Annotated in this window: 19 protein-coding genes; 15 read left to right on the forward strand and 4 right to left on the reverse strand. The window is 31.9% G+C overall.

Annotation, left to right across the window (positions count from 1 at the left end; genetic code table 11):
- From NiCM35_RS26425 to lgt, 8 genes are all read left to right on the forward strand, one after another.
- A partial coding sequence (locus NiCM35_RS26425; protein ID WP_433780901.1) for a stage II sporulation protein P occupies positions 1-279 on the forward strand: 279 nt, incomplete at its 5' end.
- Between the two features lie 124 nt (positions 280-403).
- A complete protein-coding gene (locus tag NiCM35_RS26430; RefSeq protein ID WP_016204442.1) occupies positions 404-784 on the forward strand; it encodes a hypothetical protein in 381 nt (126 codons plus the stop codon).
- Between the two features lie 236 nt (positions 785-1,020).
- Complete coding sequence (locus tag NiCM35_RS26435; protein WP_016204441.1) at positions 1,021-1,362, forward strand: metal-sensitive transcriptional regulator; 342 nt, start codon at positions 1,021-1,023, stop codon at positions 1,360-1,362.
- Positions 1,363-1,377: 15 nt separating this feature from the next.
- Positions 1,378-1,584 (forward strand): copper chaperone CopZ, encoded by a 207-nt coding sequence (gene copZ / locus NiCM35_RS26440; protein WP_016204440.1) that lies wholly within the window; start codon positions 1,378-1,380, stop codon positions 1,582-1,584.
- Positions 1,585-1,757: 173 nt separating this feature from the next.
- Positions 1,758-4,196 (forward strand): heavy metal translocating P-type ATPase, encoded by a 2,439-nt coding sequence (locus tag NiCM35_RS26445; protein WP_016204439.1) that lies wholly within the window; start codon positions 1,758-1,760, stop codon positions 4,194-4,196.
- A 220-nt stretch (positions 4,197-4,416) separates the two neighbouring features.
- Positions 4,417-5,973: a multicopper oxidase family protein gene (locus NiCM35_RS26450; protein WP_047944571.1), complete on the forward strand. Its 1,557-nt coding sequence runs from the start codon at positions 4,417-4,419 to the stop codon at positions 5,971-5,973.
- A 91-nt stretch (positions 5,974-6,064) separates the two neighbouring features.
- Entirely contained in the window at positions 6,065-6,652 is a 588-nt protein-coding gene (lhaT, locus tag NiCM35_RS26455; protein WP_016204437.1) for a lipoprotein heptaprenylglyceryl N-acetyltransferase LhaT, read from the forward strand.
- A gap of 40 nt (positions 6,653-6,692) precedes the next feature.
- Positions 6,693-7,496: a prolipoprotein diacylglyceryl transferase gene (gene lgt, locus NiCM35_RS26460; RefSeq protein WP_016204436.1), complete on the forward strand. Its 804-nt coding sequence runs from the start codon at positions 6,693-6,695 to the stop codon at positions 7,494-7,496.
- Positions 7,497-7,589: 93 nt separating this feature from the next.
- Here the strand turns inward: lgt and NiCM35_RS26465 are convergent, their stop codons facing one another.
- The 3 genes from NiCM35_RS26465 to NiCM35_RS26475 are packed head-to-tail and all read right to left on the reverse strand — an operon-like array spanning position 7,590 to position 10,209.
- Entirely contained in the window at positions 7,590-8,150 is a 561-nt protein-coding gene (locus NiCM35_RS26465) for a TVP38/TMEM64 family protein (RefSeq protein WP_016204435.1), read from the reverse strand.
- Positions 8,147-8,830: a response regulator transcription factor gene (locus NiCM35_RS26470; RefSeq protein ID WP_047944572.1), complete on the reverse strand. Its 684-nt coding sequence runs from the start codon at positions 8,828-8,830 to the stop codon at positions 8,147-8,149. Before NiCM35_RS26470 ends, NiCM35_RS26465 begins: the two co-directional genes overlap by 4 nt.
- Positions 8,827-10,209 carry a HAMP domain-containing sensor histidine kinase gene (locus tag NiCM35_RS26475; RefSeq protein WP_016204433.1) on the reverse strand — a complete coding sequence of 461 codons (1,383 nt, stop codon included), beginning with the start codon at positions 10,207-10,209 and terminating at the stop codon, positions 8,827-8,829. Before NiCM35_RS26475 ends, NiCM35_RS26470 begins: the two co-directional genes overlap by 4 nt.
- A 264-nt stretch (positions 10,210-10,473) precedes the next feature.
- Here NiCM35_RS26475 and NiCM35_RS26480 point away from each other — a divergent pair, with 264 nt between their 5' ends.
- From NiCM35_RS26480 to NiCM35_RS26490, 3 genes are all read left to right on the forward strand, one after another.
- A complete protein-coding gene (locus NiCM35_RS26480; protein WP_047944573.1) occupies positions 10,474-11,739 on the forward strand; it encodes a murein hydrolase activator EnvC family protein in 1,266 nt (421 codons plus the stop codon).
- 122 nt (positions 11,740-11,861) lie between these two features.
- On the forward strand, positions 11,862-12,809 hold the full coding sequence (locus tag NiCM35_RS26485) for a metal ABC transporter solute-binding protein, Zn/Mn family (protein ID WP_016204431.1): 948 nt from the start codon (positions 11,862-11,864) through the stop codon (positions 12,807-12,809).
- 88 nt (positions 12,810-12,897) lie between these two features.
- Positions 12,898-13,077 carry a DUF2933 domain-containing protein gene (locus NiCM35_RS26490; protein WP_016204430.1) on the forward strand — a complete coding sequence of 60 codons (180 nt, stop codon included), beginning with the start codon at positions 12,898-12,900 and terminating at the stop codon, positions 13,075-13,077.
- A 108-nt stretch (positions 13,078-13,185) separates the two neighbouring features.
- Here the strand turns inward: NiCM35_RS26490 and NiCM35_RS26495 are convergent, their stop codons facing one another.
- Positions 13,186-13,479 (reverse strand): AbrB/MazE/SpoVT family DNA-binding domain-containing protein, encoded by a 294-nt coding sequence (locus NiCM35_RS26495; RefSeq protein ID WP_040344032.1) that lies wholly within the window; start codon positions 13,477-13,479, stop codon positions 13,186-13,188.
- A 171-nt stretch (positions 13,480-13,650) separates the two neighbouring features.
- Between NiCM35_RS26495 and NiCM35_RS26500 the strand changes: the two genes are divergently transcribed.
- From NiCM35_RS26500 to NiCM35_RS26515, 4 genes are all read left to right on the forward strand, one after another.
- Complete coding sequence (locus NiCM35_RS26500) at positions 13,651-14,556, forward strand: C39 family peptidase (protein ID WP_016204428.1); 906 nt, start codon at positions 13,651-13,653, stop codon at positions 14,554-14,556.
- A 173-nt stretch (positions 14,557-14,729) separates the two neighbouring features.
- Positions 14,730-15,320: a cell wall hydrolase gene (locus NiCM35_RS26505; protein WP_047944574.1), complete on the forward strand. Its 591-nt coding sequence runs from the start codon at positions 14,730-14,732 to the stop codon at positions 15,318-15,320.
- 150 nt (positions 15,321-15,470) lie between these two features.
- Positions 15,471-15,683: a hypothetical protein gene (locus NiCM35_RS26510; RefSeq protein ID WP_016204426.1), complete on the forward strand. Its 213-nt coding sequence runs from the start codon at positions 15,471-15,473 to the stop codon at positions 15,681-15,683.
- 125 nt (positions 15,684-15,808) lie between these two features.
- A partial coding sequence (locus NiCM35_RS26515) for an ATP-dependent DNA ligase (protein ID WP_490885107.1) occupies positions 15,809-15,916 on the forward strand: 108 nt, incomplete at its 3' end.

Here is a 15,916-nt window from a genome sequence, read left to right on the forward strand (position 1 = left end):
GTAGTTGGAAAGGAAAATAAAAACTATGAACGAAATCTCAAATTGGCAAAAGAACTAAATGAAAGATTAGAAAATGAGATTCCTGGAATTAGTAGGGGAGTCTTTGTGAAAAGTAAAGATGAAGGGAATGGGGTATATAATCAAGATTTATCAAGTAATTCAATCCTCTTAGAATTTGGAGGGGTGGATAATAAGCAGCAGGAACTTTTCAACACGGTTGATGAATTTGCCGAGGTGTTTAGTGAGTATTATAGAGAAGTAGAGGAAGTAAATAATTAATTAGCTTTTAGTAGCTAGTTGGTTACTGTAAAACACTTTATTTTGTGTTAGATAAAAAATCCACACTTTCTTCAATGTTTTAATCTATATTAAGCAAGTAAAATAATCGAATGGAGTAAAGAGAATGAAAGTTAAACGGGTAATAATAACAACACTTCTTTCATTTATCATCATTATCTTAGCAGGATGTATGTCCACTCTAAGTGAAAAAACAAATACAGCAGTTAATAGTGAAGAAAAATTAAAGGAAGTAGTTCTTATAAGTGACAATAAAAAGACAAGTAAAAATTGGAATCTGGTTGATATTCCAGATAAAATAGAGATACCCAATAATAAAAAGGATGTACAGGTTTATGAAGAGGAAGTAGGACATTCAGTATATAACGGAATTTTTGTCAATTTCATGGATGTAAAAGATTTAAACGGTTTTAGTAATATATTAATCGGATACCATCACAAGGAAATTTGTTTGACATCAGAATTAAATGCACATGCTAATGTTTAACAATAAAATTTAATGAAAGGGTACGCTTTAAACGGTTTTCAGAGCGTACTTTTTTATATATTTTCCACTTAAATGCTTTGTATATTGCATATGTATTTGAATTTTTTTAGCAAAAAATACATGATTGTTAAACATAATAATTAGTAAACAGAGAAGAAAAAAGAAAAAATTTAAATTTAGGCTTTACATAGGGTACGGGGGTATACTATAATGTGCTTGTGGAGGTGAAATAGTTAATGGCATCCGTTTTAGATAATGATGAATCTTTAGAGGAAACTCATTGTTCCACTTCAAGTGAGCGAAAAAGCCATCACTCCAATAAGGTTAAACAAAATCTTATCACCAGGTTAAATCGGATTGAAGGTCAAATACGAGGTATAAAAGGATTAATAGAGAAAGATACTTATTGTGATGATGTTATAACTCAAATTTCTGCGACACAAGCAGCTATGAATAGTGTTGCAAAAATTTTACTTGAGGGCCATTTGAAAGAGTGTGTTGTTGAGCGTATTCAAGAAGGTGACCTAGAAGTAGTAGATGAAGTATTAATTACAATACAAAAATTAATGAAAAAGTAAAAGGAGAAGATAAATATGGAAAAAGTAACTTTAAATGTTCAAGGTATGTCTTGTAATCATTGCGTTAACTCAATTGAAGGCAATGTAGGTAAGCTCAATGGTGTATCAAATGTAAAAGTTGACCTTGGAACCGGAACTGTTCTTGTAGAGTTTGATAAAGAAGTATTAACATTAGATAAAATTAAGGAAACAATCGATGATCAAGGTTATGATGTACAATAATGCAACAAGGGCGAACGTTTTAAAATAACGGTTGCCCTCTCTTTATAAAACATTTATACCCCCATAGGGTATAAATGTTTTGTGACAAATTAAATAAGAATATAAACTCTAGTTTGTGTAACATTAAGAAAATGTTTGATAACGGTAAATCGAAAGTTATAGGAGGGTATAAAATGGAAACAGATAATCGCTCATTAGCACAGCCTAAACCTAATACTAATGATAATGAAAGTGTTTCACTAAATATTACTGGAATGACATGTGCCGCATGTGCTACTAGAATCGAAAAAAACATATCAAAAGTGCAAGGTGTTCAAAAAGCAAATGTAAATCTTGCTACTGAAAAGGCAGCAGTGACCTATAATCCTTCGCAAGTATCAATTGAAGAGATAATTGAAAAAGTTAACAAAACAGGGTATGGGGTTGAACAAGAAAAAGTAAATTTAAATATTATAGGTATGACATGCGCTGCATGTGCTACTCGTATTGAGAAAGTATTGAATAAGGTAGACGGAGTAAAAAATGCTAATGTTAACCTCGCTACAGAGAAAGCTAGTGTTGAATATATCCCTGGAAGTACCAATGTAGATCAATTAGTTAATATGGTAAGGAAAGCTGGCTACGATGCAAAATTAGTTAGTGAAAATGAAGGAGATTATGAACAGAGTACTCGAGAAAAAGCTTATAGAAAGCAAAAAATAAAATTTATTGTTGGTGCCATTTTATCCATACCTTTTTTAGTCATGATGATATCAGATTTTATGATGGAGTACGGAAATGGAGGGTTCTTTCACTTAAATCCTTGGATTCAATTTTTACTAGCCACTGTAGTTCAATTTTATGTTGGGGGTCATTATTACCGCGATGCTTATAACTCAGTTCGGGGAGGTAGTGCTAATATGGCTGTCCTAGTAGTACTAGGAACGTCTGCAGCCTATTTATACAGTTTAGTTGTTACTATAATGGGAACTGGGCAATATCTTTATTTTGAAGCAGCAGCTATAGTTATGACTCTAATTGTATTAGGAAAGCTACTTGAAATAAGGGCTAAAGGTCAAACCTCAGAAGCCATAAAAAAATTAATGGGTTTACAGGCAAAAACGGCTAGAGTTATTCGAAATGGTGTAGAAATAGATATACCACTAGAAGATGTTCAAACAGGAGAACTTATTATTGTTCGGGTAGGCGAAAAAATACCAGTTGACGGAATAATTATAGAAGGAAATACAACAGTTGATGAATCCATGTTAACAGGGGAAAGTATGCCTGTAGGTAAAAAAGCTGGGGATAATGTTATTGGTGCTACTATGAATAAACATGGTTCATTTAAATTCCAGGCAACGAAAGTTGGGAAAGATACTGCCCTTTCTCAAATTGTTAAGCTAGTAGAAGAAGCTCAAGGATCCAAAGCTCCAATTCAGCAAGTTGCAGATAAAATTTCAGCAGTATTTGTTCCTATTGTCATTGTGATAGCTCTAGCTACTTTTGGTATTACATTCGCACTTGTTGGATTTACCCCGGCTTTAGTTAGTACAATTGCTGTACTTGTTATTGCATGTCCGTGTGCATTGGGATTAGCAACGCCAACTGCTGTTATGGTAGGTACTGGTAAAGGTGCTGAAAATGGACTACTTATAAAAGGTGCTGAACACCTTCAAAACTCACAGCGAGTAACAACTGTAGTATTAGATAAAACCGGTACTATTACTAAGGGTGAACCTGATGTAACAGATATTGTTCCTTACGGTAACCTTTCTAAAGATGAAATATTACAAATTGCTGCAACTGCTGAAAAAGGATCGGAACATCCACTTGGAGAGGCAATTGTAAACAGTGCAACAGAAAAAGGAATAGACTTATTAAAAGCTAATAATTTTAATGCTATTCCAGGGCATGGGATTGAAGTTAGTATCAATAAACAAAAGATATTAATCGGTAATAAAAAGCTTATGGCCCAGAATAATGTAAATATTAATGCTTCTATTGATACTATGGAAAAATTTGAAGGTGAAGGAAAAACTGCTATGCTTATGGCTATTGATGACAGTCTAGCAGCCATAATTGCCGTAGCAGATACTGTTAAAGAAACATCCTCGGATGCCATTAAGGCTTTAAAGAAATTAGGAATTGAGGTCATAATGATTACGGGGGACAATCGACTTACAGCAGAAGCAATTGCCAACCAGGTTGGTGTAGACCGAGTGCTCGCAGAAGTTCTGCCAGAAGATAAATCTGCCGAGGTAGAAAAACTAAAGAAAGAAGGAAAAGTTGTTGCGATGGTTGGAGATGGAATTAATGATGCTCCGGCACTTGCTGCTGCTGATGTAGGCATTGCAATTGGAACTGGTACAGACGTTGCAATGGAGGCAGCGGACATTACGCTAATGCGCGGGGATTTAATGGGAATAGTCGATATAATTCTTCTGTCCAAATCAACGATGAGAAAAATACGACAGAATTTGTTTTGGGCATTTGCATATAATATCATCCTCATACCGGTTGCAGCCATTGGATTATTAAATCCAATACTCGCCGGTGGTGCTATGGCTTTTAGTTCCGTGTCCGTTGTAGGAAATACATTATTTCTTCGCAAATGGAGACCAATTAGATAAATGGATAAAAACAACCTGCAAATTATCTGCAGGTTGTTTGTTTTATTTAGGGGCAACTACTGTTGTACTGTTGTTGCTGTTTTATATTTCTACCTATACGTTCTAGTTATTTTTAGACTAGAACGTATAACGTTTAAAATTTATGAACTTTTGTTCATATAAAATGCATAAAATCTTCAATTATTTTTAATATCATAATTCATGAAAGTGAGGAGAGAGTATGAAATTAAAAATACTAGCATTAATTGGATTCCTATTATTAATCCTTTCAGCATGCTCCAATAAACAAAACGAGAGTATAAATCGAGCAGATGTTGAAAAACAGGCTGAGAAGATTTCTTCAGAAGAAACAACTAAGACAGAAATCTTAAAAGGGAATGAGTTTACGATTGTTGCAAAAGAGGCAACTCATCAATTAACAAAAGATATTAGTGTAGATGCTTGGACTTTTAATGGTTCGGTACCAGGTTCTCAAATTCGTGTAATGCAAGGGGAAAAAGTAAAAATCAACTTAAAAAATGAACTTCCCGATCCTGTAACTATACATTGGCACGGTATTGTTCTTCCAAATAATATGGATGGTATACCTGGAGTTACTCAAAATGCTGTACAACCAGGTGAGACATTTACTTATGAGTTTACACCCCGAATTTCTGGTACTTATATGTATCACACTCATCAAGACGGTGTTAATCAACTTGATAAAGGTCTATATGGTGCCTTAATTGTTGAACCAAAAGAAAAAACATACGATCGTGATTATACGTTAATGCTTGACGAATGGATGAGTAATCCAGAGGAAGGTATGGATATGAGCGATATGGAAGGTATGGACATGGGTGAAAGTGATGAAATGGAAGGTATGGATATGGATACGAGTAATGATGGCGGAAGCATGACGATGGACGATATGAGCGCGTATGACATTTTTACCATCAATGGAAAAAGTGGTGAGAGTATTGAGCCTTTAAAAATGAAGGAGGGTGAGACGGTAAGACTCCGTTTAGCTAATATTGGGTATATGACACACAAAATGCATTTGCATGGTCAGAAATTTAATGTAGTTGCGGTTGATGGGCAAGAAATAGAAAACCCAGAAGTAATAGAAGATCAGTTAATCTCAATATCACCAGGTGAACGGTATGATATTGAGTTTGTAGCAGATAACCCAGGAGAATGGTATCTGGAGTGTCATGGAAATATGGAAGGAACAGCTGGAATGAAAGTGAAATTACAATATGAAGGTAGTTCCTTATCTACAGACAAACCGAATCAGGATATAAAACTTCCAGAGTTCACATACACAAATTATGGTTCTTCAAAAGACGGTGAGTTCACTCTAAATCAGAAGTATGATGTTGAATATACAATGAACTTAAATACAGAAGTATTAGATAATAATATGGCTTACACAATCAATGGAAAAGCTTTCCCTAATACAGAAAATATTATGGTTAAAGAAGGTGACCTTGTAAAAGTAAAGATTGTGAATAACTCTAAAGGTGAAGACCATCCTATGCATTTACATGGTACATCTTTTCAAATTTTAAGTAAAAACGGTAAAAAACTTGAGGGTGCATCAATTATTAAAGATACTGTAAATCTAGAACCCGGAGATGAGTATGAGATAGCTTTCAAAGCAGATAACCCTGGGAATTGGCTATTCCATTGCCATGATTTACATCATGCTTCTGCAGGTATGGTAACAATGGTTAAATATAAAGGATTTCAGCCTACTTTTATTCCAGATGAAAATGCTAATAATCAGCCAGAATAAATGATATAAAACAGGGTAAAATGCGGCCTTTAAAAGGCCGCATTTTACTGCTAATTAATGATAGTAACCTATTGGAAAGGAAGTGTATCATTTGAATTTTACTTCATTACTTACAAATAGAAAGGCATTGTTTATTCTGTTAGTAGTTAATATTATAGGCACATTATATGGATTTTTATGGTATGGAGGCCAACTATCAGTTACACCTAATAAATATCTAATTTTTGTTCCAGATAGCCCAACAGCTAGTTTATTTTTTGTTTTTGTATTAATTGCTTTATTTTTGAAAACTAACTTACCTCTGTTTGAGGCACTAGCTATAGTAACACTATTGAAATATGGAATATGGGCAGTTGTAATGAATTTATTAGTTCTGATAGAAATAGGCTATTTAGATTGGTCTAGTTACATGCTGATTTTTTCCCATGGAGCAATGGCAATCCAGGGTTTATTATATAAAAACTCCTATAAAATAAAAGGTTGGCATCTAGTAGTTGCTGCAATTTGGACTCTTCATAATGATGTGATTGATTACCTATTTAAAATGATGCCAAGATACAGCGTACTAGACAATTATATTCCGCAAATAGGCTATTTTACTTTCTGGTTAAGTGTATTTTCAATCAGCATTACGTATGTTCTTTGTATAAGAAGGAAAAAAGCAATATCGGAAATTTGAAATTTTGGCTAATCTAAAAATTTAAACGAGGTGAATCTTTGTGGAAAATATTCAACCGCTAAATAGAGTCGCTTTTGAAATTGGAACTTTCACTGTTTATTGGTATGGAATTATTATTGGAGCTGGTTTACTTCTTGGTTGGATTCTTGCTACAAAAGAATCTAAAAGACAAGGTCTTCCTAAAGATACTTTTTCGGATCTTTTATTATGGGCTATACCGATTTCCATTCTTAGTGCCCGACTTTATTATGTTTTATTTAAATGGGAATATTACTCGGAAAATCCAGGGGATATCATTGCAATTTGGGAAGGTGGTATTGCCATACATGGAGCTATTATTGGAGGGGCATTAACGGCTTGGTTTTTTGCTAAAAAGAAAGGTTTATCCTTTTGGCAATTGGCTGACATTGCTGCACCTAGTCTTATACTAGGTCAGGCAATAGGGCGTTGGGGGAACTTTATGAACCAGGAAGCTCACGGCGGCAAGGTTACTAGAGATTTTCTGGAGAATTTAAATTTGCCGGATATTATTATTAATCAAATGTATATTGACGGTACGTACTATCATCCCACTTTTTTGTATGAATCCTTATGGAATATTCTTGGTTTTACTTTATTAATTGTTGCTAGAAGAATTGTTTTCCTTAAAAAGGGAGAACTATTTTTAGTTTATATAATGTGGTATTCTTTTGGGAGATTTTTTATTGAAGGGTTAAGAACGGATAGCTTAATGCTTACAACTAACTTACGTGTTGCACAAGTAATTTCTTTGATATTCTTTATTTCCGCTGTCCTATTAATCTGGTATAGAAGAAGGAAGGCATACAAAAGTGGGATAATGTAAAGTATACAAAAATAGGCTCCTTGTTTTCGGAAGCCTATTTTTGTTGTTTTTTCTATGATAAGTGTCTTAATCTCCATTTTTCATCTTATTGCTTTATTTTCTTTTTTTTCTAAACTCTTTTAAAATATATATTAATAACAGGATTAGTGAGCAATATATTATTGTCTCTTTCCATCCAGATGAATTGATGCTGAATACCTTATTAATGGAATAAACTTCAATTAGAAGCGATGGGATTTTTCCTATTGTACTAGCTATAGTAAAAGGGATAATTCTAATGCTACTTAATGCTGCGGTTAATGTCACGGCACCTGAAGGAATAAAAGGAAGAATTCTTAACAGGATTATAAGTATTACGGCTTTAGATTCAGTTGTGCTTTGTAACTTTTTTAAGAAGTGACTTCTTATCTTATAATTAGCAGTAAAGCGATTTAATCCTTTACGATATAAGATAAAACTTACTATAGCACCTAATGATTCACCAATTATTGAAATAATAATTGCTAATTTTAAATCAAAATAAATAATATTTATAGTAGTAAGAAAAGCACTAGGAAGAACTCCAAAAATTGCTATTATAATATTTGCAATTATAGTAACAGTGGCTATAATTAAGGGGTTTCCTGGTAAATACTCTATAAAAAGGTCCCTCAATCAGATTCTTTTCCAATCCACTTGTATCCAACGCCCCAAACTGTTAATAAATATTCCTCTGATGGAAAACCAGCCTTCCTAAGTTTATCACGCAAGTTTCTTATGTGAGAATCTATAGTTCTATCTTCTGTTTCTACGCCATGGCCCCATATGGAGTGTATAAGATGGTCCCTTGTGAACACCTTATTATGGTTTTGGAGAAATAGCTTCATAAGTGCAAATTCCTTAGGAGTAAGAGGTATATTCTTCATCTGATAGTGTAATTCAAAAGACTCTTGATCTAAGGTTAAACCGTCAAACTGTATTAATTCCAACCTATTACCCTTTCTTCTTAATACTGCTTCTATTCTAGCAACAAGTTCCTCCCCATCAAAAGGTTTGGATATATAGTCATCTGCTCCTGTATTTAAGCCTTTTACAACATCCTTTTTATCTGTTCTTGCAGTAAGCATTATTATTGGGGTGTCCCAGTATTTTTTTATTTCTATACATGCTTCCCAGCCATCCATATCAGGCATCATTAAATCTAATAATATAAGATCAACGGTGTTCGATTCTAAATAAAGTAAAGCATCCATCGCAGAACTTATTTTTTTGCAATTATAGCCTAGTGGTAATAAATATAGAGCAATTAGATCAAGCATTTGCTGTTCATCATCTACAATTAAGATGCTTTTCATTTGATTTCTCCTCCAAGATTTTTAAATGTTAGAATAAATGTTGTTCCGATATTAAGCTTACTTTCCACTCTTATTGTTCCTTCTTGTGCTTGGACCAATTCTTGGACAATCGATAATCCTAGCCCATATCCACCTAGTGATCTTGTTCTTGATTTATCAACACGGTAAAAACGATTAAAAATATAAGGTAGATCTTCCTCCGGTATTCCTTTTCCATTATCCTTTATCGTTATTTCCGTTTCTTTTTTTCTGAATCTAACCATAACATCTACTTTGCTCTTCACTGGAGAATACTTCATAGCATTATCCAATAAGTTGAATAAAATTTGTTCCATTCTTGCTGGGTCTCCATAAAAAGAAGTGGTTTTAGGACAAAAAATTGTTAAATCAATTTCTTTTTCTTTAAAGGCGGGAAACATTTTTATTTGTAGTTTTCCTAAAAGTTCATTTAAATTTATTTGTTGCTTCTGAATGAGAAATGTATTTTTATCAATCTTGGCTAACTCAAATAAGTCCTCTATTAAAGAAGAAAGTCTATTTGATTCTTCTACAATAATTTGTAAGTACTTTTCTTTTTCTTCTTCTTCAATATTTTTTCTTAGGGAAATATCTGCGTAACCCTTTATATAAGTCAACGGTGTTCTAAGTTCATGGGAAATGCTTGCTAAAAAATCATTTCTTTCTTTCTTTAAGAAATTTAAGTCTCTAGCTAATTCTTTTATGGAAACTGCTAGTTCACCTAACTCATCATTACTTGTCCTAGGAAGATCAACTAAAAAATTTCCTTTACTTATTTGATAAGTCGCTTCCCTCATCTTTACGAGTGGTTTAGTCAATGCTCTAGTAAGCAGTACAATCACAACGAAAGTTAAAAGAAGCGCAATTATACCAGCAAGAACAAAATGTTCATTTAACCTTCCAATTAAAGTGTGTATGGATGCTGTCTCTTGGTACATATAGACATATCCTATAGTTTCATTTTTTTGCATTATCGGACTTAAAGTAATAATGTAAGGTTTATTTTTCCAGTCATCTTCAACAACTTTCCCTTCACTCTTTAGTTCCTTTTTTTGCTGAATTAAATATTTTTTGTAATTATTATTGTCAAAAGATGTTCCCAAAATATCACCTTTTTGATTAACAATTACTACATCAGTTAAAGCTTCTGATTCCATTAAAATAACGTGACTAATGGAATCTTCTTCAAAATGTTTCTCTAGAATATCTCTATGAGAATTACCCCTTGCTTGTAAAGCGGATAGCTCTTCCTCAATTCTCACATTAACTAAAGAGCTATGAAGATAAGAAAACATAAATGCTTCTAAGCCAAAAATGATTATGAAAAATAGAATCCCTAGTTTTATGGAAAGTTTTTTCATTAGGTCACCTGAATTTATTTTATATTTTTTATAATACTCCAATTATATGAAGAAATTATGCAGGGAGTTAAATGTGTGATTCACCAAACGTTTATATTAGTGAATAAAGTTTTATTATGAACTTCTTAGTGGTAAATTACTCCTTGAATTTTATCAGAATATTACAGTGAAATATAATTGTAATATTTTTCATCTCCAAATTCGACAAAAAGTGATGTTATAATTTTGCTTGTTATTAGAGATTGATAAAGAAAGGACATTCGAATGAGTAAATTATTGATTAAGACATCTGTTATAACGTTCGGAATTGCAGCCTCATTAGCATTAACTAATACAACTTCTATTGCATTAGCATCTTCTGAGGAAGATTTACAAAATAAAAAACTCAATATACTAGAAAATCGTAGTAAAGTCCAAGATGGTTTAGAACAAGCAGAGGAAGAGCTTGATAACATAAAAACAGAACAAGATAAAATAAATGATGAGATTAAACGTTTAGATATGTTAATAACAGAAACGAATAGTAAAATACGCGAAAATGATGAAAATATAAAAAATGCAAATATAAAAATTCAAAAATTAAATGAAGAAATAAAAACTCTTAAGGAACGAATAAAACAACGCGAAGAGTTGTTAAAAGAAAGGGCTCGATCTTATCAAGAGATTGGGACTATTTACTATTTGGATGTTTTAATAGGCTCACAGAGTTTTAGTGATTTTTTAGATAGAGCGGGTGCGGTAACAACAATAATTACTGCAGATCAGGATTTAATCCAACAACATATGGATGATAAAAAAGTGTTAGAAGATAAGGAAAATGAAGCAAAAGATCTGTTAGTGAAACTTGAAAATTATGGCGAGTCTCAAAAGAAACTAAAAAGCGAATTAGATATACAAAAGAAAAATAAAGATGATATTATGCAATCTCTAAAGGACAAAGAAGAAGATTTAGAAAATGAAAAACTAAGTTTAGAAGAACAAAATTCATTACTTGATTCTCAAAAGGAAGCTATCGAAAAAGCTATAAAAATAGAATCTGAGAAGAAAACTCAAGTAGCTACTAAAAAAGAAAATGAAGCAAAAAGTACTTCTAGTAGTATTAAAGCGAACACAAATGTTTCTAAAAAGACCAAAGGGGTATGGACAACTCCAGCTCAAGGACGATTAACATCCACCCTTGGTGAAAGATGGAACAAGTTTCATGCTGGTATAGATATTGCTAACAGTGCTGATGTGCCAATTGTTGCTGCTGCTGATGGGGTTGTTAGTAGATCTTATTATTCCACAAGTTACGGTAATGTAGTCTTTATCTCTCACTCAATTAATGGTCAGGTGTATACAACTGTTTATGCGCACATGGATAGTAGAGTAGTTAAGACAGGGGAATCTGTTTCCAAAGGGCAACAAGTAGGAATTATGGGGAACACTGGACAATCTTTTGGTCAGCATTTGCATTTTGAACTTCATAAAGGTCAGTGGAATGCATCCAAATCGAATGCTGTTAACCCACTCGATTATATTTCAATATAAATCATCAATCAAATCATACAATTAAATTATTTTAAACATTAACTTGATTAAAGAAGTGTTAATTAGGTTAATGTTTTTTTTAGAATTACTTACTTTAAAGATTGAATCTTGGAGGAGAAACCATGTTTAAAAGTAAAATTTTTATCTTGTTTGTTGTATCGGTTATTTTTTTGGCTGCTTGTAATAACAACCAAAACACAAATGAAAAAACTGCTGATGAAAGTTTAAAAATAATGACCAGCTTTTACCCTTTATATGATTTTACAACTAAGATAGCAGGGGACCGAGCTAAAGTTATAAATCTTGTGCAACCGGGTATTGAGCCACATGATTATGAACCATCACCAAAAGATTTGGCAAATCTAAATGAAGTTGATTTATTTATATACAATGGTGCTGGGTATGAAAGTTGGGTAACAGATACGATAAAAAGTATTGATACGAAAGATAAAAAGATTATTAATTCTAGTGAATATGTTGATTTATTGACTTTAAGAGAAACTGGTGAGAGTACGGAACCAAATGATAAAGAAGACCAGGAAGATAAAACATACGATCCCCATTTTTGGCTAGATCCTATACGAGCTAAGCAAATAGCTGAAGTTATTAAGGAAGAGCTAATTAAACTGGACCCAGATGGAAAAGTTGTTTATGAAGAGAACTTTAACAAAATTGCTGTTAACTTTGATGAATTAAATTCAGAATATACTGAAGCATTATCTAATCCTATTCGAAAAGAAGTAATAGTTTCGCACAATGCATTTGGTTATTTGACTAATAGATATGGATTGGAACAAATAGCGATTACAGGAATTTCTCCATCCGATGAGCCATCTCCTAAAAAGCTTAAAGAATTAATAAGTTTTGCTAATGAAAGGCAAATAAATTATATATTATTTGAAACTTTAGTAAGTCCAAAAGTAGCAGAAACAGTTAAAGATACTATTGGTGCAAAATCTTTAACATTAAATCCCATTGAAGGTCTAACAAATAAAGAAATAAAAAAAGGAGATGATTACTTTTCGGTAATGCGAGAAAATTTAGCAACATTAAAATTAGCTACTCAATAAAAATGAAAGTTAAAAATATGTTCATAATTTCTCGATAAAAAATCCTTGTTTTAACATTATTCTAATAAAAAGTAAAGGAGTGATAAAAATGGAATGGTTATCTATTTTGCTAGTACTTGTATGTCCAATTATGATGTTATTTATGATGAAAAGTCATGGAGGACATAGTCATAATAGGAATAATAATAAATTAGATAAAAGAGTCATTAAATTAGAAAATGAAAATAGGGAATTGCATAGGAAACTAAATGAACTTTCGCCTAAATGATGATATATGTAATATAAAAAAGAACACCTTAGTTTTGATTTCACTTAAGGTGTTCTTTTTTGTTTTCTCAATGATTAAGAAAAAATTGAAGGATAAAAATTTATTGCATTATATTTCAATCTTTATAAAAATTCCATTTTTATCATCTGTAATACCCATAATAAGTGGTGTATCACTTGTTATTCCCAGTATATTTCTTATTTCCTTGGGTATAGAAATACGATTTCCACTTAAATAACATTGATTTAAATCTTTATTATCATGGTTTGCTTTTATTATGATGGATTTGTCTAGTATATATATAAATAAAAGGTCTCCAGCATTAAAGTTCAACTGTTTCTGTAATTTTTTAGGAACAGCAATTTGTCCATTATTATAAATTCTCCTTTTATACACAGTCATTTCCACACCTTTTTAATTTCTCTTGAATAATATTTTTTTCTATTATAGAAGTCATTATTGAAGAAATTGTGCAGATTTAAGATAACATTCTTTCTCCATACTTTTTTGATGATTTGATTATAAACTTAAATTACTAAGTTATTAATTTATAAATTTATTAGGAGAATAGCGATGAAACTTCAGTTTATTATCTTAATTATGATAAGTTTGTTGATTACAAGTGTTTTAATAATATTACTTGTAAAAAGAACTAATATAGTTATAATTTCTCTTACTACTTTATATTTAATTATACTATTTTCTTTATTTAGTATTGATAATGGCAAACTAAAGAGGATATTACGTAAAGAAGTAATTGTAGATATACCACTACCGGAATTTATGATGAAAAAGGGAGAAGAAGAGCCTAAAGAAGTTGAGGACATCATTAAGGAAGTAAATCAACCATCTAAAAAAGTTGATACAATTAAGAAGGAAATTTTACTAGATGCACCTATAATAAAACAGTTTCCTGAGTTACCTAGGGGCTGTGAAGTGACTAGTTTAGCAATGTTCTTACAATATTATCAAGTTAAAACGGATAAAATGGAACTCGCTAAAAAAATAGAAAGAGATAAGACACCATTATCAACTAAAAATGGAAAGATACATTGGGGAGATCCCAATGATGGATATATTGGAGATATGTATTCTTATAGCAAACCAGGCTATGGAGTTTATCATAAGCCTATAATAGAGTTGGCGGAAGAGTATTTACCAAACAAAATAGATAATCTAACAGGAAAACAGTTTGAGGAACTAAAATTATATCTTTCAAAAGAAAGGCCTGTTTGGATAATAACGAATACAACCTATAAAAAATTACCTAACTCATCCTTTGAAGAATGGGAGACGCCAAATGGAAAAGTAAAAATAACCTATAAAGAACATTCGGTGTTAATTACAGGATATGATGAATCTTTTGTATATTTTAATGATCCCATTAGTGGTGAAAAAAACAAAAAAGAACCATTAGGTCCTTTTATAGATGCGTGGAAACAAATGGGGAGTCAAGCTCTTTCCTTAAAGTATGATTAAGAAAAATAGATTCTTAATTTATTAACAGTGTAATAGTACAAGTGGAAACATGTGCCACATATAAGAAACCTTAATAGTATCGTCTTAAAGTGAATGGGAAAATATTGGAGGTAGTAAATAGATAGTTTCGTTGATAATATGATTCCTGTGGACATTAATACTAGGAGGTATATATGAAATCGAATAAATTTTTATATTCTGTGTTTCTAGTAATATTATTGTCATCCTTTTTTGGAGAAAATACAGAAGCAGCGTCTCTTTACACAGTAAAATCTGGAGATACTCTGTGGAAAATAAGTCAGCAAAGTGGAGTTCCTATAGGATCTATACAAATAGCGAATAATTTAAAAGATAATAAATTACATGTAGGACAACGATTAAGTTTACCAGAACCAATTACCGCAAGTGAAAGAACTTTATTAGCTCAATTGGTTTTTGCCGAAGCACAAGGGGAACCTTATGCTGGAAAAGTTGCAGTAGCTACTGTAGTTTTAAATCGTGTAGATAGTGACATTTTCCCAAATACAATAAGAGAAGTAATTTATGAACGTTCTAATGGCTATTATGCTTTTTCTCCAGTCCAAAATGGAAAAATAAATAATAATCCAACCACTATAGATTATAGAGCAGTAGATGAGGCAGTAGCATATAGAGGAAAAGGGAGCGGATCCCTGTATTTTTACAACCCCCAAACAGCAAAAAGTGAGTGGATTCTAACTAAAGAAGTAACGGTGAGAATTGGAAATCATACTTTTGCAAAGTAAGGATGAAACACAAAGGGGCCCCCTTTGTGTTTTTGTTAAATTTAAGTATTTTGACAAATTCGATTTTATTAGAGTTATAAACATGTATATAACTATTACATCCTACGTAGCTCTTGTTGTATATGTCAACATAGGTGGGACAATACAATTATGCCAGTAGGAAACGAAACAACTGCCTGTGGGACAAAGCCGTACAATTCGTCTATTTTCATGTCATTCCAGGCTGCCTGCACAGTTAAAATTCCCTTAACTCGGCTACTATTTCTAAGAATAGAGGAAAAAGAAGATATTAATGAAGAATTAAATAAAAAAGGAAAAGTAAAACTTATTAATAATAGTATAGACAAAGACAAGCAACAATAAATGAAATAGATGAGAAAAAAGCAACCAACAAGATATAACAAAATTTTCTGATTGAAATTTAATGATAACTACTTTGTTTATTATGAATTTATAAGATAAAGATAAAATCCATGATGGAAAGATTTATGTCATCCAAAAATACAAATCCTATTCAGTATGGAGTCTTTGACGTACTTTATGCCAATAATGACGATGTTACAAATCTGCCTTTATCACAAAGAAAACAGATATTA

Source organism: Niallia sp. M35 (genome assembly GCF_050971705.1).
Taxonomy (GTDB): domain Bacteria; phylum Bacillota; class Bacilli; order Bacillales; family Cytobacillaceae; genus Niallia; species Niallia circulans_A.

What these genes read in the sequence shown, in the direction of transcription:
- NiCM35_RS26430 (WP_016204442.1), top strand. Translation starts at nt 404, where the DNA reads ATGAAAGTTAAACGGGTAATAATAACAACACTTCTTTCATTTATCATC.
- NiCM35_RS26435 (WP_016204441.1), top strand. Translation starts at nt 1,021, where the DNA reads ATGGCATCCGTTTTAGATAATGATGAATCTTTAGAGGAAACTCATTGT.
- copZ (WP_016204440.1), top strand. Translation starts at nt 1,378, where the DNA reads ATGGAAAAAGTAACTTTAAATGTTCAAGGTATGTCTTGTAATCATTGC.
- NiCM35_RS26445 (WP_016204439.1), top strand. Translation starts at nt 1,758, where the DNA reads ATGGAAACAGATAATCGCTCATTAGCACAGCCTAAACCTAATACTAAT.
- NiCM35_RS26450 (WP_047944571.1), top strand. Translation starts at nt 4,417, where the DNA reads ATGAAATTAAAAATACTAGCATTAATTGGATTCCTATTATTAATCCTT.
- NiCM35_RS26470 (WP_047944572.1), bottom strand. Translation starts at nt 8,830, where the DNA reads ATGAAAAGCATCTTAATTGTAGATGATGAACAGCAAATGCTTGATCTA.
- NiCM35_RS26475 (WP_016204433.1), bottom strand. Translation starts at nt 10,209, where the DNA reads ATGAAAAAACTTTCCATAAAACTAGGGATTCTATTTTTCATAATCATT.
- NiCM35_RS26480 (WP_047944573.1), top strand. Translation starts at nt 10,474, where the DNA reads ATGAGTAAATTATTGATTAAGACATCTGTTATAACGTTCGGAATTGCA.
- NiCM35_RS26485 (WP_016204431.1), top strand. Translation starts at nt 11,862, where the DNA reads ATGTTTAAAAGTAAAATTTTTATCTTGTTTGTTGTATCGGTTATTTTT.
- NiCM35_RS26490 (WP_016204430.1), top strand. Translation starts at nt 12,898, where the DNA reads ATGGAATGGTTATCTATTTTGCTAGTACTTGTATGTCCAATTATGATG.
- NiCM35_RS26495 (WP_040344032.1), bottom strand. Translation starts at nt 13,479, where the DNA reads ATGACTGTGTATAAAAGGAGAATTTATAATAATGGACAAATTGCTGTT.
- NiCM35_RS26500 (WP_016204428.1), top strand. Translation starts at nt 13,651, where the DNA reads ATGAAACTTCAGTTTATTATCTTAATTATGATAAGTTTGTTGATTACA.
- NiCM35_RS26505 (WP_047944574.1), top strand. Translation starts at nt 14,730, where the DNA reads ATGAAATCGAATAAATTTTTATATTCTGTGTTTCTAGTAATATTATTG.
- NiCM35_RS26510 (WP_016204426.1), top strand. Translation starts at nt 15,471, where the DNA reads ATGCCAGTAGGAAACGAAACAACTGCCTGTGGGACAAAGCCGTACAAT.